Below are 21,084 nucleotides of genomic sequence, written 5' to 3'. Positions count from 1 at the left end.
CGACGCGTTGCGGCGGCGAAAAGCCGTACCCGCCGCCCGGCGCGGCACCGGCCGGCACCCCGCACCGCCCGCGCGTCACCCCGACGGCGCCCCCGGCCCGACCGCGGCGGCGCGGGCGGTGATCCGTCATGCGCCCGGCCCGTCGCGGAGACGCCCCAGCGCCGCACAAAAGCCCCGCCGATGCCCACGAACTTTCCGAAGAGGTGACCCATGACCGTACGTGCCGCATGGCTCCAGCCCACCGGCCAGACCCGTGAGGACACCCGCCTCACCCTCGCCGCCCTGCTCACCCCCAGTGGCCAGTCCCCCGAGGAGACGCCACTGCGCTCGCGGCCGGGCATCGTGCCCGGCGGCTTCGTCCTGACCGGCAGCTCGCCCATGCAGTGCTCGATCGGCACCGGTCGCGCGATCGTGCAGGGCAAGGACACCGACCAGGGAGCCTATCTGGTCGCCGTCACGACGCCCGAGACGCTCACCGTCGCCGACGGCGACCCCCAGCACGGCCGGATCGACCTGATCGAACTCGCCGTCGTCGACGACGACTACGACAAGACCGGCGTCACCGAGGCCGTCGTGCGCCTGGTCGAGGGCACCCCCTCGGCCACCCCGACCGCCCCGCCGAGCGGTCCGGGCAGCACGATCCCGCTGTACACGGTCTCCGTGCCGGCCGGCACCTCGGCCGGCACCGGCGGTGTGGCCTGGACGACCTCCGCGGTGACCCCGCTGCACTGGCCGGCCGTGGCCCTCGGCGGCATCATGCCGACCAGCGGCTTCAAGGGCGCGTACGTCGGCCAGTACCGGGACACCGCCGGGCTCCTCCAGCGCTGGGACGGCACGACCTGGGTCTCGTACCCGAAGCCGATCGGCGGCATCGCGCCCAACGGAACGCTGACGACCGGCGGTTACACCGGCCAGTACCGCGACAACGCCGGTGTGCTCCAGCGCTGGGACGGGACGAACTGGCAGTACGCCGAGGGCAAGGCGACGGTCCTGTTCTCCGTCTCGCAGACGGCGCAGCAGAGCATCCCCTCCAACGTCTGGACCACGATCACCTTCCAGAGCATCGACGTCGACGACGCGGCGGGCTGGAACGGCTCCACCACCTACACCGCTCCGCGGGCCGGCTGGTACCGGATCTCCGGCCATGTCGTCTGGTCCGGCGACTCCGCGAACGGTTTCCGTGGCTCGCGGGTCCTGGTCAACGGTGTCGGCGTACCGCGCTGCACCTGGCTGACCCCCGCCGGTGGCGGCGCCGTCGTGGTCGGCGGCCAGGGCCTGATCAAGCTCACCGCGGGCAGCACCGTCCAGCTCGCCGGCTACCAGACCCACACAGCGTCGGTGCGGACCCTCGGGGGTTCCGGCTACGCCTGCAACCTCTCCGCCGAGTGGATCAAGTCCTGACCTCCCGAACGCCCGCACCCCCAACTTCGATCGGAGAAACCCCATGAACCTGCGCAGCAGCTGGGTCGCCGAGACCGGCCAGACGCGTGAGGACACCCGCCTCAACCAGATCGGCGCGACCACCGCGGTCAACCCCGTCCAGGTCCGGTCCGGCATCCTGCCGGGCTCCTACAGCGGCCAGTTCCGGCTCTCCGGCTTCTGGATGGCGGGCGCCGCCGCCATGTCGGCGACCGTCCACGAGGGCCGGGCACTGATCCAGGGCGAGATCTCCCAGGGCGTGTACCCGGTGGCGCTGCCCGTCGCACAGACGATCACCTTCGCCGAGGGCGACGCCCAGTACGGCCGGATCGACCTGGTCGTCGCCAAGGTCTACGACGCCCTGTACGACTCCTCCGGCCGCCACGAGGCGAAGATCGAGATCATCCAGGGCGTGCCGGGCCCCAACCCGCAGGCCCCGGCCATCCCGCCGCTGAGCCTCGCGCTGTACGAGGTGACGGTCGTCGCCGGCGTGAGCGCGGGCAACGGCGGCATCAACTGGAACACCTCCCTCAAGGACCTGCGCACGCCGGTGGTCTCCCTCGGCGGCATCCTCCCGGTCGAGGGCGCGGTCTTCCCGGGCGCCTACCCGGGCCAGTACCAGGACTCCGGCGGCGCGCTCCAGCGGTGGGACGGCGGCGCGTGGGTGCCGTACCCGTCGGCGCTCGGCGGCATCATCCCGAACAGCGCGTCCACACTGCCGGCCACGTACACGGGCCAGTACCGGGACTCCACGGGCGGCCAGCTCCAGCGCTGGAACGGCTCGGCATGGGTCCCCGCGGTGCCCGGCCCGTTCTTCGCCGGCACCAACGACTCCGGGTGGACCCAGTCGACCACGTACACGGCAGCGCTGACGGAGACGACGAGCACCCCGCTCGACGTGGACTTCGTCGCCGGTCCGTCGGGTGCCGTGCTGATCACCTACGGCGCGCGGATGCACGCCCAGTCCGCCACCCCGACCACGGTCAGCATGAGCTTCCGGCTGACCAAGGGCACCGCGTCGGCCATGGAACCGAACGACGAGATGGCCGTGCTCTACACCGGCTCCACCCCGGCGTCGATGTCGTCCACGACGCGCGTCTACGGCATGACCCCCGGAGCCGCCTACACGCTGACGGCCATGTTCAAGGTCGGCAACAGCGCCGTGAAGGGCCACTTCGACAACACCTTCCTCCGCGTCGACAACCAGGCCTGACCGCCCCCAGGAGAGACTTCCCATGGTTCTTCGCAACGGCTGGCTCGCCCCCACCGGACAGACCCGCCTCGACACCCGCCACACCGCCCTCGGCGCCACCACCCCCGCCGGCCCGTTCGCCTCCCGGTCCGGCATCCTCCCCGGCACGTACGACGGCAAGTACCGCGTCGGCGGTCTGTTGATGAGCTCCAACGGACCGATGTCGGCCACGGTCTACCACGGCCGGGCCGTCATCCAGGGCCCCGAGTCCCAGGGCGCGTATCCCGTCGCCCTCGACGCGGACACCGTCATCACCTTCGCCGACGGCGACCCGCTCAACCCGCGTGTCGACCTCGTCGTCCTGCGGGTGTACGACGACCAGTTCGACGGCTCGACCAGGAGCGAAGCCGCCCTGGAGATCGTCCGGGGCACCCCTGCCGCCACTCCGGTGGCGCCGAACGCCCCCGCGCTCTCGCTGACGCTGTTCTCGGTCCGCGTCCCGGCCGGAACCTCCGCGGGCACGGGCGGCATCCCCTGGACCACCACCGGAACGGTCACGGACCTGCGCGTCACGGTCGCCGGTGTCGGCGGCATCCTGCCCGTCTACAACAACGCCGCCGAGCCCGGCGCGTACCCGGGCCAGTACCAGGACAACGACAACTCGCACTTCCTGCAGCGCTGGAACGGCACGGCCTGGGTCGCGTACCCGAAGGAGATCGGCGGCATCGCCCCCAACGGTGCGCTGTCCACCGGTGGTTACCCCGGGCAGTTCCGGGACGCCGGCGGGGTGATCCAGCGCTGGAACGGCACCGTGTGGGTCACCTACCAGCCTCCGGTCGAGGTGGAGACCCTCACCAGCGGCGTCACGGCCCTGCCCGGCTGGACCCTGCTGTCCTTCACCGCGCGCCGCACCCGCGGGATCGCCACCCTGAGCGTGGTCGTCACCCGCAACGGCGCCGACATCAACGCCAACAGCGCGGGCAACATCACCGACGAGCAGCTCTGTACGCTGCCCGCCGGCTGGCGCCCCGCCCTGGAATTCGAGACCACCGCCTGCGACGGCTTCGCAGGCGGCGGTGCCCTCGTCTCGCCCAACGGGCAGGTCTCTCTGCGTACTTGGTCCCCCAACGGCGCCCTTGTCGCCGGCCGCAACCTGCGCGTCTCCGCCACCTACGTCCTCTGAGAGGAGCCCGATGAGCCTCGACACGCCCTATCGGGCGATCTTCTGCGATCTGCTGACCGACCAGACCATCGACATCCTGCCGCTGCGGGACGTCCAGTTCGACGACTACATCGGCAAGGCCGGCTCGTTGTCCGGCACCGTGCCCATCCCGGACAAGGCCATCGCCGAGCGTGTCCGCCAGGTCGAGGAGGGCCGCACCGCGGTCTACCTGGAGCGCGGCGGGGACCTGTGGTGGGGCGGCATCATCTGGACGAGCACCCTGCACAGCAGCGAGCGCGGGGTGCTGACCCTGGCCGTCCAGGCCGCCACCTTCGACTCGTACGCGGCCCGGCGCCGCATCCGCGAAGAGATCACGTTCACGACGCCGACCGACCAGCTGGAGATTGCCCGCACTCTCTGGAACCACCTCCAGAAGACCGACGACGGCAACATCCGGGTGAAGGTCGGCGAGGAGACCTCCTCCGTCAAGCGGACCGCGGCCTGGCGCGACGGCGACGAGACCGTCTACGCGGAGGCGATCGCACAGCTCGCCGGCCTGGAGAACGGGTTCGAGCAGCAGATCATGGTCTTCCGGGACCCGGTCACCGGCGAGCGCGTCCGACAGCTGCGGCTCGGCTCCCCCAAGATCCGTACCGGTGCCACCGATCTCGTCTTCGACCGTCCCGGCACCGTCCTGTCGTACTCCTTCCCGCGCGACGCGACCCGCGGCGGCACCACCGCCGTGGCCCGCGGCGCGTCCGTCAACAACAACGCCGCCGCCGAGTCCCGGCCGCTGTACTCCAAGCCCCCGGCCGTCGCCCAGGACCTGCTCGACGGCGGCTGGCCGCGGATCGACCTCTCCTCGGACCACAACGAGATCACCAGCGAGGCGGCGCTCGACTCCCTGGCCGCCGCGAACCTCGCCCAGGTCCGCGGCGCCGTGGTGATCCCGGAGATCAAGATCCGCCTCGGCGGGGTCGTCCCGCCGGCGCTCCTCGGCCGCTTCGCCCGGATCCGGATCACCGACGAGTGGCATCCCCAGGGCCTCGACGCCCGCTACCGGATCATCGGCGTCAAGGTCAGTCCGCCGCAACGGGGCCGCCCCGACACCGCCGAGCTCTACCTTGAGGAGGCCTGATGCCGCAACTGCCCGAGGACATCATCGACCGGCTGACCCAGATGGAACGCCGGATCCAGGCGCTGTCCACCGCGGTCAACACCCGTCCCGCGCTCAACGAGATCACCAACGGCGCGCTCACCGTGAAGCTGCCCAACGAGACCGCCGTCCTCCAGGTCGGCAAGTGGGGCACGGACGAGAACGACAAGGAGTACGGGCTCACGATCCGCCGCCAGACCGGCGAGCGGGCCCTGGCCCTGTACAACGGCAACGGCTCCGACACCGCCAAGCAGGTGCTGCGCCTGTTCGACGCCTACGAGCACGAGCTCTTCTCGGACGACATCGTCGCCGGCGGGCTCGCCCGGCCCTGGCTCCCGATGCTGCCGCCGCAGGACCTGGGCTCGATCAACTGGTCGCAGACCACGTCGACGACGTGGAGCACCATCGCCCGGTCCGTCAACCCGATCTGGCAGCCGCAGATGCGGCTGGGCGTGTACACGCGCTTCTCCTCCGGGGCCGCCGGACAGGTGAAGGTCCTGGTCGACGGCGCCCAGTGGGGTCCGACCGTCAACGCGGGCACGACCTTCGACCACACGGCCCCGATCGTCGCCGACATCCAGACCCGCTTCGGCACCAGCGTGACCGTGGAGATCCAGGCCGTCGTCACCAGCACGAGCGGCACCGTGTACGCCCAGCCGTACGTCATGCACGGCCGGCAGAGCTGAGCCGCAACACCCCGCGGCAGCGCAGCCCCGCATCGCCCGCACCACCCTGACGGCCCGCCCCGAGCGGGCCTTTCTCATGCCCCGCAAGCCTGGAGGTCACCCATGGCCACTCCCCTCACCGCGGACCGGCTCCTCGCCGCGCTCCACGCCGAAGGCGTCAAGGTCGTCGAGCACGACGGCTGGCGCACCCATCACCGCAACCAGGCGGGAGCCTGGGGCCCCGTCGTCGGCGTGATGATCCACCACACCGTCTCCAGCGGCACCGCCTCGTCCGTCGAGCTCTGCTACAACGGCTACGCCGGCCTGCCGGGCCCGCTCTGCCACGGCGTGATCGCCAAGGACGGCACGGTCCATCTCGTCGCCAACGGACGTGCCAACCACGCAGGAGGCGGCGACCCCTCGGTCCTCCAGGCAGTGATCACCGAGACCTACGGGACCCGGCCGCCCGCCCCCCGCGAGCACCAGGGCAGCTCCGGCGCCGTCGACGGCAACTCCCGCTTCTACGGCTTCGAGTGCATCAACCTCGGCAACGGCACCGACCCTTGGCCGGCGGCGCAGCTCGACGCCATCGAGCGGACCTCCGCCGCGCTGTGCCGGGCCCACGGCTGGGGCGCCAGGTCCGTCATCGGCCACCTGGAGTGGTCCGACTGGAAGAGCGACCCGCGCGGCTTCGCGATGCCGGGCATGCGGGAGCGGGTCCAGAAGAGGCTCGCCGCCGCCCCGTCGAAGCAGCCCCCGGCCCCGCAGAAGCCGGCCGCCCCGCGCCACCAGCGCTTCCCCGGCACGGCGTTCTTCAAGGCCGGCCCGAGCTCCCCGATCGTCACCGCGATGGGCCGCCGGCTGGTCGCCGTGGGCTGCGGCCACTACAAGGTCGGCCCGGGCCCCCGCTGGTCCGAGTCCGACCGCCAGTCGTACGCCGCCTGGCAGCGCAAGCTCGGCTTCCGCGGCGCCGACGCCGACGGCTGGCCGGGCCCCACCTCCTGGAACGCGCTCAAAGTCCCCCACACCCGCTGAGGAGCCCCCATGGCCCTGTCCGAGAACACCAGGCGGACCGCCCGCACCGTCCTGCAGACCGCGGTCGGCATCGCCGTCGTGCTGCCCGCGATCGTGGACGCCGCCGGCGTTCCGGCGACCCTCCCCTGGGTCGCCGGGGCGCTCGCCGTCGTCGGCGCGCTCACCCGGGTGATGGCCCTCCCGGCCGTCCAGCGCCTGCTCCCCGGCTGGCTGCGCACCACCCTGGGGGCGGCCGATGACCGAGTCTGATCCGAACGACCCGGTGGCGGTGGCGCTGGAACTGGAACGGCTGCGCGGCACGCTGGAGGCCGGGTTCGCCCGGGTCGACGGCTCACTCGCGCTGCTCGTCCAGCGCAGCGACCAGACCGACAAGCAGCTCGCCGACCACGAGGCCCGGCTCGACGCGCTGGAACGCGCCCGATGGCCGCTGGCCTCGATCGCCGCGCTCACCGCCACCTCCGGGCTCGGTCTCGTCCTGTGGGAGCTCGCGAGCCGGTGAAAGCCCGAAGGGCGGTCACCCCGTACGGAGTGACCGCCCTTCGTTCGCCCTGCTTACTGGTTGTACGGACCGTAGTCGTAGTCCTCCAGCGGAACGGCCTGGCCGGAGCCCGTGCCGAACGGCGAGTAGTCGATGTCGTCGTAGCCGACGGCCGAGTACATCGCGGCCTTGGCCTCCTCGGTCGGCTCGACCCGGATGTTGCGGTAGCGGGACAGGCCCGTACCGGCCGGGATGAGCTTACCGATGATGACGTTCTCCTTGAGGCCGATCAGGGAGTCCGACTTGGCGTTGATCGCCGCGTCGGTCAGGACCCTGGTCGTCTCCTGGAAGGACGCCGCCGACAGCCACGACTCGGTCGCCAGCGAGGCCTTGGTGATACCCATCAGCTGCGGACGGCCGGAGGCGGGGTGACCGCCCTCGGTGACCACACGACGGTTCTCGGTCTCGAACTTGGAGCGCTCGACCAGCTCGCCCGGCAGCAGCTCCGCGTCGCCGGACTCGATGATCGTCACCCGGCGCAGCATCTGCCGGATGATGATCTCGATGTGCTTGTCGTGGATCGACACACCCTGCGAGTTGTAGACCTTCTGGACCTCGCCGACCAGGTGGACCTGGACCGCGCGCTGGCCGAGGATGCGCAGCACGTCGTGCGGGTTGGTGGCACCCACGGTGAGCCGCTGGCCCACCTCGACGTGGTCGCCCTCGCCGACCAGCAGACGGGCACGCTTCGAGATCGGGTAGGCGGTCTCGTCGCTGCCGTCGTCCGGGGTGACGACGATCTTCTTGGTCTTCTCGGTCTCCTCGATGCGGACGCGGCCGGCCGCCTCCGAGATCGGGGCGACACCCTTGGGCGTACGGGCCTCGAAGAGCTCGACGACACGGGGCAGACCCTGGGTGATGTCGTCACCGGCCACACCACCGGTGTGGAAGGTACGCATCGTCAGCTGGGTACCGGGCTCACCGATGGACTGGGCGGCGATGATGCCGACCGCCTCACCGATGTCGACCAGCTTGCCGGTGGCCAGTGAACGGCCGTAGCAGTACGCACAGGTACCGACCGCGGACTCACAGGTCAGGACCGAGCGGGTCTTGACCTCCTCCACACCGGCCGCGACGAGCGCGTCGATGAGCACGTCGCCGAGGTCGACGTTGGCAGGCGCGATGACCTTGCCGTCGACGACGACGTCCTCGGCGAGCATGCGCGCGTACACGGAGGTCTCGACGTCCTCCGCCTTGCGCAGCACGCCGTCGGCGCCCTTCTCGGCGATCCGCAGCTTGAGGCCGCGGTCGGTGCCGCAGTCCTCCTCGCGGATGATGACGTCCTGCGAGACGTCCACCAGACGACGGGTCAGGTAACCCGAGTCGGCGGTACGCAGGGCGGTGTCCGCCAGACCCTTACGGGCACCGTGCGTGGAGATGAAGTACTCCAGCACGGACAGGCCCTCACGGAAGGACGCCTTGATCGGACGCGGGATGGTCTCGTTCTTGGCGTTGGACACCAGACCACGCATACCGGCGATCTGACGCATCTGCATCATGTTTCCACGAGCACCCGAGTTGACCATCATGAAGATGGGGTTGGTCTTCGGGAAGTTCTCGTTCATGGCCTCGGCGACCTCGTTGGTCGCCTTGGTCCAGATCGCGATGAGCTCCTGCGTGCGCTCGTCCTTGGTGATCAGACCGCGCTCGTACTGCTTCTGGACCTTCTCGTCCTGCGCCTCGTAGCCCGCGACGATCTCCTTCTTCGCCTCGGGAACGACGACGTCGGAGATGGCCACGGTGACACCGGAACGGGTCGCCCAGTAGAAGCCGGCCGCCTTCAGGTTGTCGAGCGTCGCCGCCACGATGACCTTGGGGTAGCGCTCGGCGAGGTCGTTGACGATCTCGGAGAGCTGCTTCTTGCCCACCGAGTAGTCGACGAACGGGTAGTCCTCGGGCAGCAGTTCGTTGAAGAGCGCGCGGCCCAGCGTGGTGCGCAGGCGGAACGAGTCACCCTGCTGCCACGCCCCGGCGAGCTCGTCGCCCTCCTCCTGAGCCGGCGGCGTCCAGCCGCGCGGCGGGATGGTGCCGACCGGGAAGCGGATGTCGATCTTCGCCTGGAGCGAGAGCTCCCGGGCGTCGAACGCCATGATCGCCTCGGCGGTGGAGTTGAACGCACGGCCCTCGCCGCGCACCTCGCGCTCCTCCTCGTCCGTGGTGAGGAAGAAGAGGCCCAGCACCATGTCCTGGGTCGGCATGGTGACCGGACGGCCGTCGGCCGGCTTGAGGATGTTGTTCGAGGACAGCATCAGGATGCGGGCCTCGGCCTGCGCCTCCGCGGACAGCGGCAGGTGCACGGCCATCTGGTCACCGTCGAAGTCCGCGTTGAACGCGGTGCAGACGAGCGGGTGGATCTGGATGGCCTTGCCCTCGACCAGCTGCGGCTCGAAGGCCTGGATGCCGAGGCGGTGCAGCGTGGGCGCACGGTTGAGCAGCACCGGGTGCTCGGCGATGACCTCTTCGAGGACGTCGTACACGACGGTGCGGCCGCGCTCGACCATGCGCTTGGCCGACTTGATGTTCTGCGCGTGGTTCAGGTCGACCAGGCGCTTCATCACAAACGGCTTGAAGAGCTCCAGCGCCATGGCCTTGGGCAGACCGCACTGGTGCAGCTTCAGCTGCGGACCGACGACGATGACGGAACGCGCCGAGTAGTCGACTCGCTTGCCGAGCAGGTTCTGACGGAAACGACCCTGCTTGCCCTTCAGCATGTCGCTGAGGGACTTCAGCGGGCGGTTGCCGGGACCGGTGACCGGGCGACCACGACGGCCGTTGTCGAACAGCGCGTCGACGGCCTCCTGGAGCATGCGCTTCTCGTTGTTCACGATGATCTCGGGCGCACCGAGGTCGAGAAGGCGCTTCAGCCGGTTGTTCCGGTTGATCACACGGCGGTACAGGTCGTTCAGGTCGGAGGTCGCGAAGCGGCCACCGTCCAGCTGCACCATCGGACGCAGGTCCGGCGGGATGACCGGCACGCAGTCGAGCACCATGCCCTTGGGGCTGTTGGACGTCTGCAGGAACGCGGAGACGACCTTGAGGCGCTTGAGCGCACGGGTCTTCTTCTGGCCCTTGCCGGTACGGATGATCTCGCGGAGACGCTCGGCCTCCTCCTCGAGGTCGAAGGACTCCAGGCGCTTCTGCAGCGCCGCGGCACCCATCGAGCCGTCGAAGTACGTGCCGAAGCGGTCACGCAGCTCGCGGTAGAGCAGCTCGTCGCCCTCGAGGTCCTGGACCTTGAGGTTCTTGAAGCGGTTCCACACCTCGTCGAGACGGTCGATCTCGCGCTGGGCGCGGTCGCGCAGCTGCTTCATCTCGCGCTCGGCGCCCTCGCGCACCTTGCGGCGCACGTCGGCCTTGGCGCCCTCGGCCTCCAGCTCGGCCAGGTCGGTCTCGAGCTTCTTGGCGCGGGCCTCGAGGTCAGCGTCGCGGCGGTTCTCGATCTGCTGGCGCTCGACGGAGACGTGGGCCTCCAGCGACGGCAGGTCCCGCGTGCGGCGCTCCTCGTCCACGAACGTGATCATGTACGCGGCGAAGTAGATGACCTTCTCGAGGTCCTTCGGCGCCAGGTCCAGCAGGTAGCCCAGGCGCGACGGGACGCCCTTGAAGTACCAGATGTGGGTGACGGGAGCGGCCAGCTCGATGTGGCCCATCCGCTCACGGCGCACCTTGGCGCGCGTGACCTCGACGCCACAGCGCTCACAGATGATGCCCTTGAAACGGACACGCTTGTACTTGCCGCAGTAGCACTCCCAGTCCCGGGTCGGACCGAAGATCTTCTCGCAGAAGAGTCCGTCCTTCTCGGGCTTCAGGGTGCGGTAGTTGATGGTCTCCGGCTTCTTCACTTCGCCGTGGGACCAGGTCCGGATGTCGTCCGCGGTGGCGAGGCCGATCCGCAGCTCGTCGAAGAAGTTGACGTCGAGCACTTTTTCGTCAATCCCTCTTTCGGGGTTGTGCCCTCCGCGTCAGCGGAAAACGGGCTCTGTATCAGTGGTCTGTCGGGTCCGGATGGGGGGCCGTCCCAGGCCGCAGAGCGGCTCTGGGGGAGGCCGGGACTCCCTCGCGGAAGCCCCGGCCGGGCCCGTCAGACCTCTTCGACGCTGCTCGGCTCGCGCCGGGACAGGTCGATACCGAGCTCCTCCGCAGCGCGGAAGACGTCCTCGTCCGTGTCGCGCATCTCGATGGACATGCCGTCCGAGGACAGCACCTCCACGTTGAGGCAGAGCGACTGCATTTCCTTGATGAGCACCTTGAAGGACTCGGGAATGCCGGGCTCGGGGATGTTCTCGCCCTTGACGATGGCCTCGTAGACCTTCACGCGGCCGGTCACGTCGTCGGACTTGATCGTCAGCAGCTCCTGGAGCGCGTAGGCGGCGCCGTACGCCTCCAGCGCCCACACCTCCATCTCACCGAATCGCTGGCCACCGAACTGGGCCTTACCACCCAGCGGCTGCTGGGTGATCATCGAGTACGGACCGGTCGACCGGGCGTGGAGCTTGTCGTCGACCAGGTGGTGGAGCTTGAGGATGTACATGTACCCGACGGAGATCGGGTCCGGGAACGGCTCGCCGGAGCGGCCGTCGAACAGGCGCGCCTTACCGGTCGGGAGCACCATCCGTTCGCCGTCGCGGTTCGGGATGGTGTGCTGCAGCAGGCCGGCCAGCTCGTCCTCGCGGGCACCGTCGAAGACCGGGGTCGCGACGTTGGTGCCGGGCGCGACGTCGTCGGCGCCGATGGCCTGCAGACGCTGGGCCCATTCATCGGCGAGGCCGGAGACGTCCCAGCCGCGGCTCGCGAGCCAGCCGAGGTGGATCTCCAGGACCTGTCCCGGGTTCATTCGGGACGGGACACCCAGCGGGTTGAGGATGATGTCGACCGGGGTGCCGTCCTCCAGGAACGGCATGTCCTCGATCGGCAGGATCTTCGAGATGACGCCCTTGTTGCCGTGACGGCCGGCGAGCTTGTCACCGTCGGTGATCTTGCGCTTCTGGGCGACGTAGACGCGGACCAGCTGGTTCACGCCCGGCGGAAGCTCGTCGCCCTCCTCGCGGTCGAAGACGCGCACGCCGATGACCTTGCCGGTCTCGCCGTGCGGCACCTTCAGCGAGGTGTCACGGACCTCGCGCGCCTTCTCACCGAAGATCGCGCGGAGCAGGCGCTCCTCCGGGGTCAGCTCGGTCTCACCCTTGGGCGTGACCTTGCCGACCAGGATGTCGCCGGCGACGACCTCGGCACCGATCCGGATGATGCCGCGCTCGTCGAGGTCGGCGAGGACCTCCTCGGAGACGTTCGGGATGTCCCGGGTGATCTCCTCGGGGCCGAGCTTGGTGTCACGGGCGTCGACCTCGTGCTCCTCGATGTGGATCGAGGAGAGGACGTCGTCCTGCACGAGGCGCTGCGACAGGATGATCGCGTCCTCGTAGTTGTGGCCCTCCCACGGCATGAACGCCACGAGCAGGTTCTTGCCGAGCGCCATCTCGCCGTTCTCCGTGGCGGGACCGTCGGCGAGGACCTGGCCCTCGACGACGCGGTCGCCCTCGGAGACGATGACCTTCTGGTTGACGGAGGTGCCCTGGTTGGAGCGGGAGAACTTCGCGACGCGGTACGTGGTGTACGTGCCGTCGTCGTTCCCGACGGTGATGTAGTCGGCCGAGACCTCCTGGATCACACCGTCCTTCTCGGCCTTGATGACGTCGCCGGCGTCGGTGGCACAGCGGTACTCCATGCCGGTGCCGACGAGCGGGGCCTCCGCCTTGATGAGCGGAACGGCCTGGCGCATCATGTTCGCGCCCATGAGGGCACGGTTGGCGTCGTCGTGCTCGAGGAAGGGGATCATGGCCGTGGCGACCGACACCATCTGGCGCGGCGAGACGTCCATGTAGTCGACCTCGGCCGGCGGGACGTAGTCGACCTCGCCGCCACGACGGCGGACCAGAATGCGGGACTCGGTGAAGCGCAGGTCCTCGGAGAGGGTCGCGTTCGCCTGCGCGATGACGAAGCGGTCCTCCTCGTCGGCGGTCAGGTAGTCGACCTCGTCGGTGACCTGACCCTCGACGACCTTGCGGTACGGCGTCTCGACGAAGCCGAACGCGTTGACGCGGCCGTAGGAGGCGAGCGAGCCGATCAGACCGATGTTCGGGCCTTCGGGGGTCTCAATCGGGCACATGCGGCCGTAGTGCGAGGGGTGCACGTCACGGACCTCGAAGCCGGCCCGCTCACGGGAGAGACCACCCGGGCCAAGAGCCGACAGACGGCGCTTGTGGGTGAGACCCGACAGCGGGTTGTTCTGGTCCATGAACTGCGACAGCTGGCTGGTGCCGAAGAACTCCTTGATGGAGGCGACGACCGGCCGGATGTTGATCAGGGTCTGCGGCGTGATCGCCTCGACGTCCTGCGTGGTCATGCGCTCGCGCACGACGCGCTCCATACGAGCCAGACCCGTGCGGACCTGGTTCTGGATGAGCTCGCCGACGTTGCGCAGACGGCGGTTGCCGAAGTGGTCGATGTCGTCGGTCTCGACGACGATCTGCGTGCCGTTCTCGCCGACCGTCTCGGTCTCGCCGGCGTGCAGCTTGACCAGGTACTTGATGGTGGCGATGACGTCGTCGGTGGTCAGGACACCGGCATCCAGCGGCTCGTCGGCGCCGAGCTTCTTGTTCACCTTGTAGCGGCCGACCTTCGCGAGGTCGTAGCGCTTCGGGTTGAAGTAGAGGTTCTCGAGCAGCGTCTGAGCGGCCTCACGCGTCGGCGGCTCGCCCGGACGGAGCTTGCGGTAGATGTCGAGCAGCGCGTCGTCCTGGCCCTGGGTGTGGTCCTTCTCCAGGGTGGCGCGCATGGACTCGTACTCGCCGAACTCCTCGAGGATCTGCTCGGTCGTCCAGCCGAGCGCCTTGAGCAGGACGGTGACGGACTGCTTGCGCTTGCGGTCGATGCGGACACCGACCATGTCGCGCTTGTCGATCTCCATCTCCAGCCAGGCACCCCGGGACGGGATGATCTTGGCCGTGAAGATGTCCTTGTCGGACGTCTTGTCGATGGACGAGTCGAAGTAGACACCCGGCGAGCGCACGAGCTGCGACACGACGACACGCTCGGTGCCGTTGATGACGAAGGTGCCCTTGTTGGTCATGAGCGGGAAGTCGCCCATGAAGACCGTCTGGGACTTGATCTCGCCGGTCTCGTTGTTGGTGAACTCGGCGGTGACGAAGAGCGGGGCGGCGTACGTGAAGTCGCGCTCCTTGCACTCGTCGATCGAGTTCTTCGGAGGCTCGAAGCGGTGGTCGCGGAAGGTCAGCGACATCGACCCGGAGAAGTCCTCGATCGGAGAGATCTCCTCGAAGATCTCCTCCAGACCGGACTTGGTGGGGACGTCCTGTCCGGACTCCAGAGCCGCCTCGACACGAGCCTTCCACGCCGCATTGCCGAGCAGCCAGTCAAAGCTCTCGGTCTGCAGCGCGAGCAGGTTCGGAACCTCGAGGGGCTCCTTGATCTTTGCAAAGGAGATGCGCAGCGGGGCAGTGCTTGCGCCGTTGTTCATATTCGCGGTCGAGGCGTTGCGCGAGGCGGCCAAGAGGGGGTCCTTCCGAGGGCTCGGACTCACTACGCGCGTACCGGTCCCATGCTGTGCACGGAGAGAAAAGCCTGGTGAAGGCCGGATCTTCAACCGATGCTCAGGATGGGCATGCCCCTGGTGACGGGCAGGGGGCAGCTAACAGGCAGCGCAAAGGGTCAGTGTAGCCACTTGGCACACTGATGTCCAGTGCGGGTTTTCGAGACCCTCGTTGTTCTCATCTCCGCGAACCCCATGCGCCGTGAGGCGCACATCGATACTGCCCGTTCGGTCGTCGATCCATGCCTCGGATACGGATCGTTGTGACGACGCGTCCTGAGAATTGCGCGCTGCGTGCGGTTCGTCAAGGCCCCTGCCCCTGAGCTGCTGCTCCGGGATCCTCACAAGCCGCCGTGAGGGGCGCACGGCGAAGATCACCATACTCGCCGGGACGCCAGGAGCAAGGCAGCCGTCCCGCATATGCCGAAGGGCGACCACCCGGTTGGGTGATCGCCCTTCAGTGTGCGTGCGTTACACGCGAGGAGTCAGGAGACTCGCAAGGTCACTTGACCTCGACGGAGGCACCGGCGGCCTTGAGGGACTCGGCGGCCTTGTCGGCGGCGTCCTTGGCGACCTTCTCGAGGACCGGCTTCGGGGTGCCGTCGACGAGGTCCTTGGCCTCCTTCAGGCCCAGGGAGGTCAGCTCACGCACGACCTTGATGACCTGGATCTTCTTCTCGCCGGCGCCGGTGAGAATGACGTCGAACTCGTCCTTCTCCTCGACGGCCTCGACCGGGGCGCCGGGGGCACCCGGGGCGACGGCGGCGACGGCCGCAGCGGCGGTGACGTCGAACTTCTCCTCGAACGCCTTCACGAACTCGGAGAGCTCGATGAGGGTCATCTCCTCGAACTGCGCGAGCAGGTCTTCCTGGCTGAGCTTCGCCATGATGGCGGTCCTTCCACTAATTCGGCTGGTGCCGATGTACATGTGAGGCGGGCGTACGTTCGGCCCGCTGCGATCCGTGCCTGGGCGGCGCGGATCAATGCGCGAGCCGAATTACTCGGCACCGCCCTGCTCGGCGAGCTTGACGCGAAGCGCCTCCGCGGTGCGGACGAACTTCGACGGCAGCGCCTGGAAGAGCGAGGCAGCCTGGGACTGCTTGCCCTTGAACGCGCCGGCCAGCTTGCTGAGCAGAACCTCGCGGGACTCGAGGTCCGCAAGCTTCTTGATCTCATCGGCGGACAGCGCCTTGCCATCAAGGACACCGCCCTTGATGATCAGGTTCGGGTTGTCCTTGGCGAAGTCACGAAGACCCTTCGCCGACTCCACCGGGTCACCGGTGATGAAGGCAACCGCCGTCGGACCGTTGAACTGGTCGTCGAGCGAGTTGATCCCGGCCTCGTTGGCCGCAATCTTGGTCAGCGTGTTCTTCACCACGGCGTACTGGGCGTTCTCACCGAGCGAACGGCGCAGCTGCTTGAGCTGGGCCACGGTGAGACCCCGGTACTCGGTCAGCACGGCGGCGTTCGAGCTGCGGAACTGCTCCGCGAGCTCGGCTACCGCGGCAGCCTTGTCGGGCCTTGCCATAGAGCGTCGGCCTCCTTCCGGGTGATGAGGACCGCTCAGAAGGGGCTGAACAAAACGAAACGCCCCGGCGCAGGCGCACGGGGCGTAGCTCTACCCGAACGGAGTCCGATCGGGGAGCTGTCCACTGTCACCTGCGCGGGTCGTCCGCTGCTGAGCGGATCCTTCGGCCACCGGACCCTCGGAAGGAGAGCACGGCAACGACCAGCGGTCTTTGGCTTCCGTGGAAGAGTACGGGAACGACTCGCCACGAGGCAAATCGGGCCATCGCCGCCCATGGCAGGCCTCGGCCCCTCGTCCGCGGGCCGCCGGCAAAAGCCGCGGCCCTTGCCGGTCCGGAGGGCGTCGGCTCCTCGTCTGCGCGCCGTCGCGGCGGCCGAGGCCCTTGCCGGCCCTGAAGGCGTCTGCGCCCGCGCAGCGCGCCCATGACGGGCGTATACGGGAAAGAGCCGGCCCCCGCCGCTCCGGGGGAGCGACGGGGGCCGGCTTCGTACGCGAGACCCGCGACTGCCGTCAGACTCAGACGGCGGCCGGGTCCTCCTCGACGAGGAGGTTGCGGGTGCGGTTCGGGTCCAGCGGGATGCCGGGGCCCATGGTGGTGGTCAGGGTCGCCTTCTTGATGTAGCGGCCCTTCGCGGCGGACGGCTTCAGACGGAGGATCTCCTCCAGCGCCGCGGCGTAGTTCTCGACCAGCTTCGTCTCGTCGAAGGAGACCTTGCCGATGATGAAGTGCAGGTTCGAGTGCTTGTCGACGCGGAACTCGATCTTGCCGCCCTTGATCTCGTTGACGGCCTTGGCGACGTCCATGGTGACGGTGCCGGTCTTCGGGTTCGGCATCAGACCACGCGGACCGAGCACGCGGCCGAGGCGGCCGACCTTGCCCATGAGGTCCGGGGTGGCGACGACGGCGTCGAACTCGTTCAGGCGGTTGCCCTTGGAGATCTCGTCGATGAGCTCGTCGGAGCCGACGATGTCGGCGCCCGCGGCACGCGCGGCCTCGGCACGGTCACCGGTCGCGAAGACCAGGACCCGGGCGGTCTTACCGGTGCCGTGCGGAAGGTTCACGGTGCCACGGACCATCTGGTCGGCCTTGCGCGGGTCAACGCCCAGACGGAAGGCGACCTCGACAGTGCCGTCGAACTTGGTGGCGGCGGTGTCCTTGGCGAGACGGACGGCCTCGAGCGGGGCGTAGTTGCGCTCCCGGTCGACCTTGGCGTCCGCAGCGCGGAGAGTCTTGCTGCGCTTCACTTCTGCTCCTGATGTGTTGAGCGTGGAGTCGTGGTCCGGGCCAGCGCTTGGCCCTGCCACTTGAGGTCGGACGGGGACTGTCAGCCCTCGACCGTGATGCCCATGGAACGGGCGGTGCCGGCGATGATCTTCTCGGCGGCGTCCAAATCGTTGGCGTTCAGGTCGGGCATCTTGGTGCTGGCGATGTCACGGACCTGGTCGCGCGTGAGCTTGGCGACCTTGGTCTTGTGCGGCTCGCCGGAGCCCTTGTCCACACCCGCGGCCTTGAGGATCAGCTTGGCGGCCGGCGGAGTCTTGGTGACGAAGGTGAAGGAACGGTCCTCGTAGACCGTGATCTCCACCGGCACGACCATGCCACGCTGCGACTCGGTCGCGGCGTTGTAGGCCTTGCAGAACTCCATGATGTTGACGCCGTGCTGACCCAGGGCGGGGCCGACCGGCGGAGCCGGGTTGGCCGCACCGGCCTGGATCTGGAGCTTGATAAGCCCCGTGACCTTCTTCTTCTTGGGAGGCATTGCTCTCTCCGGGTCCTAGTGAGAGGTGTCAGCACTCCAGCCGATCATCCGGATGGAGGCATACCGCACAACGATAACGGGTATCCATGCGCGGCCAAAAACCGAGCAGGTCAGACAACCTGCGAGAGGCGGTCTGACCTGTTCGGAAGCGTGCAGAAAAGTGTCAGTTCTTCTGGATCTGGTCGAAGCTCAGCTCGACCGGCGTCTCGCGGCCGAAGATCTCGACGAGGCCCTTGACCTTCTTCGAGTCGGCGTTGATCTCGTTGATCGTCGCCTGCAGCGTCGCGAACGGGCCGTCGGTGACGGTGACCGAGTCGCCGACCTCGAAGTCCAGCACCTGGACCTCGACCTTGCGGGCGGGGGCGGGCTTGCCCTCGGCCTCGGCGGCCTCGCGGGCGGCCTTCTCCTCGGCCTCCGGGGCGAGCATCTTGACGATCTCGTCCAGGGTCAGCGGGTACGGGTCGTAGGCGTTGCCCACGAAGCCGGTGACGCCGGGGGTGTTGCGCACGACGCCCCAGGACTCGTTCGTCAGGTCCATGCGGACGAGCACGTAGCCGGGCAGCTTGTTCTGCCGGACGTTCTTGCGCTCGCCGTTCTTGATCTGGACGATCTCTTCCTCGGGGACCTCGGCCTGGTAGATGAAGTCCTCGACGTTCAGCGAGACGGCACGCTGCTCCAGGTTGGCCTTCACGCGCTTCTCGTAGCCCGCGTAGGTGTGGATCACGTACCACTCGCCGGGCAGGCCGCGGAGCTCGTCGCGCAGAGCGGCGATCGGGTCGGCGGGAGCCTCCGGCTCGGCCTCGGCCTCTTCGGCGGTCTCGGCGTCTTCGGTCGCGACCTCGTCCGCAGCCTCGGCGTCGGTCTCGTCCTCCACGTGCAGCGCGGCGTCCTCGGCCGACTCGCCGACGGCGTCGTCGGCGGCTTCGGCCTGGTCCGGGTCCACACCGTCTGCCGCCTCGACGATGTCGAGCTCGTCCTCGACGGACTCGAAGCTCTCGCCGGACGTGGCGGAGTCGTTCAGGTTCGGGTCAGACACGGTGGCTGCTTCTTCCTGGATACAGATGGGGTGGAACAATGCGAAAGGGGCGCCGAGTACGGCGCCCTCCGCAGGATCAGCCGAAGACGTACTTGACTGCTTCCTGGAAGCCCAAGTCAATCACGGTCACGAGGCCGATCATGATGACGACGAAGACGATCACCACGGTGGTGTAGGTCGTCAGCTGGTTGCGCGTGGGCCAGACGACCTTGCGCAGCTCAGCGATGATCTGGCGATAGAACAGCCCGAGACGGCCCAGCGGGCCCTTCTTGCCGCGCTTTCCGCCCTTGCGGGACTTCTTCTTCGACTCCGGCGACTCGTCCTCGGCATCAGGCATGTCGATGGAGCCCACGGCGTCCGTCACGATCTCTCACCTGATTCCGGGTCGTGGCCGTGCCGCGCCCGGTGGAGCCGCACGGCGGTGCATAGTACGTACATGCGCACACAGCCTGGCGAAGGTGTGTGTAGCAGGGCCGGAGGGACTTGAACCCCCAACCGCTGGTTTTGGAGACCAGTGCTCTACCAATTGAGCTACGACCCTTTGTGGTTCCCCCAACCTACCGCATCCGGCCGGGTGCACTAAGTGCCCGGTGCGGATGTGGCTGGTGAAGGCCAACGACCAGTGAGTGTACGTGTTCCCAGGCCCGGCGTCGAACACAATGCCCTCGGGTCCACTTCTGACCACTGTTGTCCGCTCCTCGAAACCTGTGTGCCGGGTCCGTTTGCCGTCTGCGAGCATGGGCGGCATGAGCGCTGCAACCCCTCCCACCGAGCGCCGGGTCTCCGCCCGCATCGGCGCGATCTCCGAGTCCGCGACCCTCGCCGTCGACGCCAAGGCCAAGGCCCTCAAGGCCGCCGGGCGTCCGGTGATCGGCTTCGGCGCGGGTGAGCCCGACTTCCCGACGCCCGACTACATCGTCGAGGCCGCCGTCGAGGCCTGCCGCAACCCGAAGTACCACCGCTACACGCCGGCCGGCGGTCTGCCCGAACTCAAGGCCGCCATCGCCGCGAAGACGCTGCGCGACTCCGGCTACGAGATCGACCCTTCCCAGATCCTGGTCACCAACGGCGGCAAGCAGGCGATCTACGAGGCGTTCGCCGCGATCCTCGACCCGGGTGACGAGGTCATCGTCCCGGCTCCGTACTGGACGACGTACCCCGAGTCGATCCGCCTCGCGGGCGGCGTCCCGGTGGAGGTCGTCGCCGACGAGACCACCGGGTACCGCGTCTCGGTGGAGCAGCTGGAGGCCGCGCGTACGGAGAAGACCAAGGTGGTCCTCTTCGTCTCCCCGTCCAACCCGACCGGCGCCGTGTACACGGAGGCCCAGACCGAGGCCATCGGCCGCTGGGCCGCCGAGCACGGTCTGTGGGTGCTGACGGACGAGATCTACGAGCACCTGGTGTACGGCGACGCGTCCGCCGTCTCCCTCCCGTCCGTCCTGCCGGAGCTGCGCGACAAGTGCATCGTCGTCAACGGCGTGGCCAAGACGTATGCCATGACCGGCTGGCGGGTGGGGTGGATCATCGGCCCGAAGGACGTCGTCAAGGCGGCGACCAACCTGCAGTCGCACGCCACGTCCAACGTGTCGAACGTCGCGCAGGTCGCGGCGATCGCCGCCGTGTCGGGTGACCTGGACGCCGTCGCGACGATGCGCGAGGCCTTCGACCGCCGCCGCCAGACGATCGTCCAGATGCTCAACAAGATCGACGGCGTGGTGTGCCCGGAGCCCGAGGGCGCGTTCTACGCGTACCCGTCGGTCAAGGGTCTGCTCGGCAAGGAGATCCGGGGGCAGCGCCCGCAGACCTCGGTCGAGCTCGCCGCCCTGATCCTGGACGAGGTCGAGGTCGCCGTCGTCCCGGGTGAGGCCTTCGGCACCCCCGGCTACCTGCGTCTCTCGTACGCGCTGGGCGACGAGGACCTGGTCGAGGGCGTGTCCCGGATCCAGCAGCTCCTGGCCGAGGCCCGCGACTGACGCGTTCCCCGTGC

At 68.7% G+C, this 21,084-nt stretch carries 17 protein-coding genes and 1 tRNA gene; 9 read left to right on the top strand and 9 right to left on the bottom strand.

Going from position 1 to position 21,084, the window contains the following annotated elements:
• Positions 1-210 precede the first annotated feature (210 nt).
• The 8 genes from ACLB9X_RS20470 to ACLB9X_RS20435 all read left to right on the top strand — a co-directional run bounded on the left by ACLB9X_RS20470 (position 211) and on the right by ACLB9X_RS20435 (position 7,128).
• Positions 211-1,401, top strand: coding sequence for a hypothetical protein (locus ACLB9X_RS20470; RefSeq protein WP_410361829.1), 1,191 nt, complete (start codon positions 211-213; stop codon positions 1,399-1,401).
• Between the two features lie 43 nt (positions 1,402-1,444).
• A complete protein-coding gene (locus ACLB9X_RS20465; RefSeq protein WP_410361828.1) occupies positions 1,445-2,632 on the top strand; it encodes a hypothetical protein in 1,188 nt (395 codons plus the stop codon).
• A gap of 22 nt (positions 2,633-2,654) precedes the next feature.
• Complete coding sequence (locus tag ACLB9X_RS20460) at positions 2,655-3,794, top strand: hypothetical protein (RefSeq protein ID WP_410361827.1); 1,140 nt, start codon at positions 2,655-2,657, stop codon at positions 3,792-3,794.
• A gap of 10 nt (positions 3,795-3,804) precedes the next feature.
• On the top strand, positions 3,805-4,911 hold the full coding sequence (locus ACLB9X_RS20455; protein WP_410361826.1) for a hypothetical protein: 1,107 nt from the start codon (positions 3,805-3,807) through the stop codon (positions 4,909-4,911).
• Positions 4,911-5,615, top strand: a complete 705-nt coding sequence (locus tag ACLB9X_RS20450) for a hypothetical protein (protein ID WP_410361825.1) — start codon at positions 4,911-4,913, stop codon at positions 5,613-5,615. Before ACLB9X_RS20455 ends, ACLB9X_RS20450 begins: the two co-directional genes overlap by 1 nt.
• A gap of 102 nt (positions 5,616-5,717) precedes the next feature.
• Positions 5,718-6,629: a peptidoglycan-binding protein gene (locus ACLB9X_RS20445; RefSeq protein WP_410361824.1), complete on the top strand. Its 912-nt coding sequence runs from the start codon at positions 5,718-5,720 to the stop codon at positions 6,627-6,629.
• Positions 6,630-6,644: 15 nt separating this feature from the next.
• A complete protein-coding gene (locus tag ACLB9X_RS20440; RefSeq protein WP_410361966.1) occupies positions 6,645-6,878 on the top strand; it encodes a hypothetical protein in 234 nt (77 codons plus the stop codon).
• Positions 6,865-7,128: a hypothetical protein gene (locus tag ACLB9X_RS20435; RefSeq protein WP_410361823.1), complete on the top strand. Its 264-nt coding sequence runs from the start codon at positions 6,865-6,867 to the stop codon at positions 7,126-7,128. The genes ACLB9X_RS20440 and ACLB9X_RS20435 overlap by 14 nt, the downstream gene beginning before the upstream one ends.
• 53 nt (positions 7,129-7,181) lie before the next feature.
• Here ACLB9X_RS20435 and ACLB9X_RS20430 read toward each other — a convergent pair whose 3' ends face one another.
• The 9 genes from ACLB9X_RS20430 to ACLB9X_RS20390 all read right to left on the bottom strand — a co-directional run bounded on the left by ACLB9X_RS20430 (position 7,182) and on the right by ACLB9X_RS20390 (position 19,638).
• The gene (locus tag ACLB9X_RS20430; RefSeq protein ID WP_410361822.1) at positions 7,182-11,090 is read right to left on the bottom strand and encodes a DNA-directed RNA polymerase subunit beta'; all 3,909 of its coding nucleotides are present in this window, start codon (positions 11,088-11,090) and stop codon (positions 7,182-7,184) included.
• Positions 11,091-11,248: 158 nt separating this feature from the next.
• Complete coding sequence (gene rpoB, locus ACLB9X_RS20425; RefSeq protein WP_410361821.1) at positions 11,249-14,734, bottom strand: DNA-directed RNA polymerase subunit beta; 3,486 nt, start codon at positions 14,732-14,734, stop codon at positions 11,249-11,251.
• 541 nt (positions 14,735-15,275) lie between these two features.
• On the bottom strand, positions 15,276-15,659 hold the full coding sequence (gene rplL, locus ACLB9X_RS20420) for a 50S ribosomal protein L7/L12 (RefSeq protein ID WP_410361820.1): 384 nt from the start codon (positions 15,657-15,659) through the stop codon (positions 15,276-15,278).
• Between the two features lie 111 nt (positions 15,660-15,770).
• The gene (rplJ, locus tag ACLB9X_RS20415) at positions 15,771-16,301 is read right to left on the bottom strand and encodes a 50S ribosomal protein L10 (RefSeq protein ID WP_410361819.1); all 531 of its coding nucleotides are present in this window, start codon (positions 16,299-16,301) and stop codon (positions 15,771-15,773) included.
• Between the two features lie 516 nt (positions 16,302-16,817).
• A complete protein-coding gene (gene rplA / locus ACLB9X_RS20410; RefSeq protein WP_365991383.1) occupies positions 16,818-17,546 on the bottom strand; it encodes a 50S ribosomal protein L1 in 729 nt (242 codons plus the stop codon).
• An 80-nt stretch (positions 17,547-17,626) separates the two neighbouring features.
• Entirely contained in the window at positions 17,627-18,061 is a 435-nt protein-coding gene (rplK, locus tag ACLB9X_RS20405; RefSeq protein ID WP_177148603.1) for a 50S ribosomal protein L11, read from the bottom strand.
• Between the two features lie 163 nt (positions 18,062-18,224).
• Entirely contained in the window at positions 18,225-19,097 is an 873-nt protein-coding gene (gene nusG / locus ACLB9X_RS20400; RefSeq protein WP_410361818.1) for a transcription termination/antitermination protein NusG, read from the bottom strand.
• A 76-nt stretch (positions 19,098-19,173) separates the two neighbouring features.
• On the bottom strand, positions 19,174-19,461 hold the full coding sequence (gene secE / locus ACLB9X_RS20395) for a preprotein translocase subunit SecE (RefSeq protein ID WP_177148601.1): 288 nt from the start codon (positions 19,459-19,461) through the stop codon (positions 19,174-19,176).
• Positions 19,462-19,565: 104 nt separating this feature from the next.
• Positions 19,566-19,638, bottom strand: a tRNA-Trp gene (locus ACLB9X_RS20390).
• Positions 19,639-19,843: 205 nt separating this feature from the next.
• Between ACLB9X_RS20390 and ACLB9X_RS20385 the strand changes: the two genes are divergently transcribed.
• A complete protein-coding gene (locus ACLB9X_RS20385) occupies positions 19,844-21,070 on the top strand; it encodes a pyridoxal phosphate-dependent aminotransferase (protein WP_410361817.1) in 1,227 nt (408 codons plus the stop codon).
• The last annotated feature ends 14 nt before the right edge of the window (positions 21,071-21,084 follow it).

The sequence above is a fragment of the Streptomyces sp. 5K101 genome, assembly GCF_046506645.1.
Lineage (GTDB): Bacteria > Actinomycetota > Actinomycetes > Streptomycetales > Streptomycetaceae > Streptomyces.
The sequence above is the reverse complement of the archived record's forward strand: the minus strand, read 5'-3'. Positions and strand labels throughout refer to the sequence as shown.

What these genes read in the sequence shown, in the direction of transcription:
- ACLB9X_RS20385 (WP_410361817.1), top strand. Translation starts at nt 19,844, where the DNA reads ATGAGCGCTGCAACCCCTCCCACCGAGCGCCGGGTCTCCGCCCGCATC.
- rplJ (WP_410361819.1), bottom strand. Translation starts at nt 16,301, where the DNA reads ATGGCAAGGCCCGACAAGGCTGCCGCGGTAGCCGAGCTCGCGGAGCAG.
- ACLB9X_RS20450 (WP_410361825.1), top strand. Translation starts at nt 4,911, where the DNA reads ATGCCGCAACTGCCCGAGGACATCATCGACCGGCTGACCCAGATGGAA.
- ACLB9X_RS20465 (WP_410361828.1), top strand. Translation starts at nt 1,445, where the DNA reads ATGAACCTGCGCAGCAGCTGGGTCGCCGAGACCGGCCAGACGCGTGAG.
- ACLB9X_RS20455 (WP_410361826.1), top strand. Translation starts at nt 3,805, where the DNA reads ATGAGCCTCGACACGCCCTATCGGGCGATCTTCTGCGATCTGCTGACC.
- rplK (WP_177148603.1), bottom strand. Translation starts at nt 18,061, where the DNA reads ATGCCTCCCAAGAAGAAGAAGGTCACGGGGCTTATCAAGCTCCAGATC.
- ACLB9X_RS20470 (WP_410361829.1), top strand. Translation starts at nt 211, where the DNA reads ATGACCGTACGTGCCGCATGGCTCCAGCCCACCGGCCAGACCCGTGAG.
- rplL (WP_410361820.1), bottom strand. Translation starts at nt 15,659, where the DNA reads ATGGCGAAGCTCAGCCAGGAAGACCTGCTCGCGCAGTTCGAGGAGATG.
- ACLB9X_RS20445 (WP_410361824.1), top strand. Translation starts at nt 5,718, where the DNA reads ATGGCCACTCCCCTCACCGCGGACCGGCTCCTCGCCGCGCTCCACGCC.
- ACLB9X_RS20460 (WP_410361827.1), top strand. Translation starts at nt 2,655, where the DNA reads ATGGTTCTTCGCAACGGCTGGCTCGCCCCCACCGGACAGACCCGCCTC.
- ACLB9X_RS20435 (WP_410361823.1), top strand. Translation starts at nt 6,865, where the DNA reads ATGACCGAGTCTGATCCGAACGACCCGGTGGCGGTGGCGCTGGAACTG.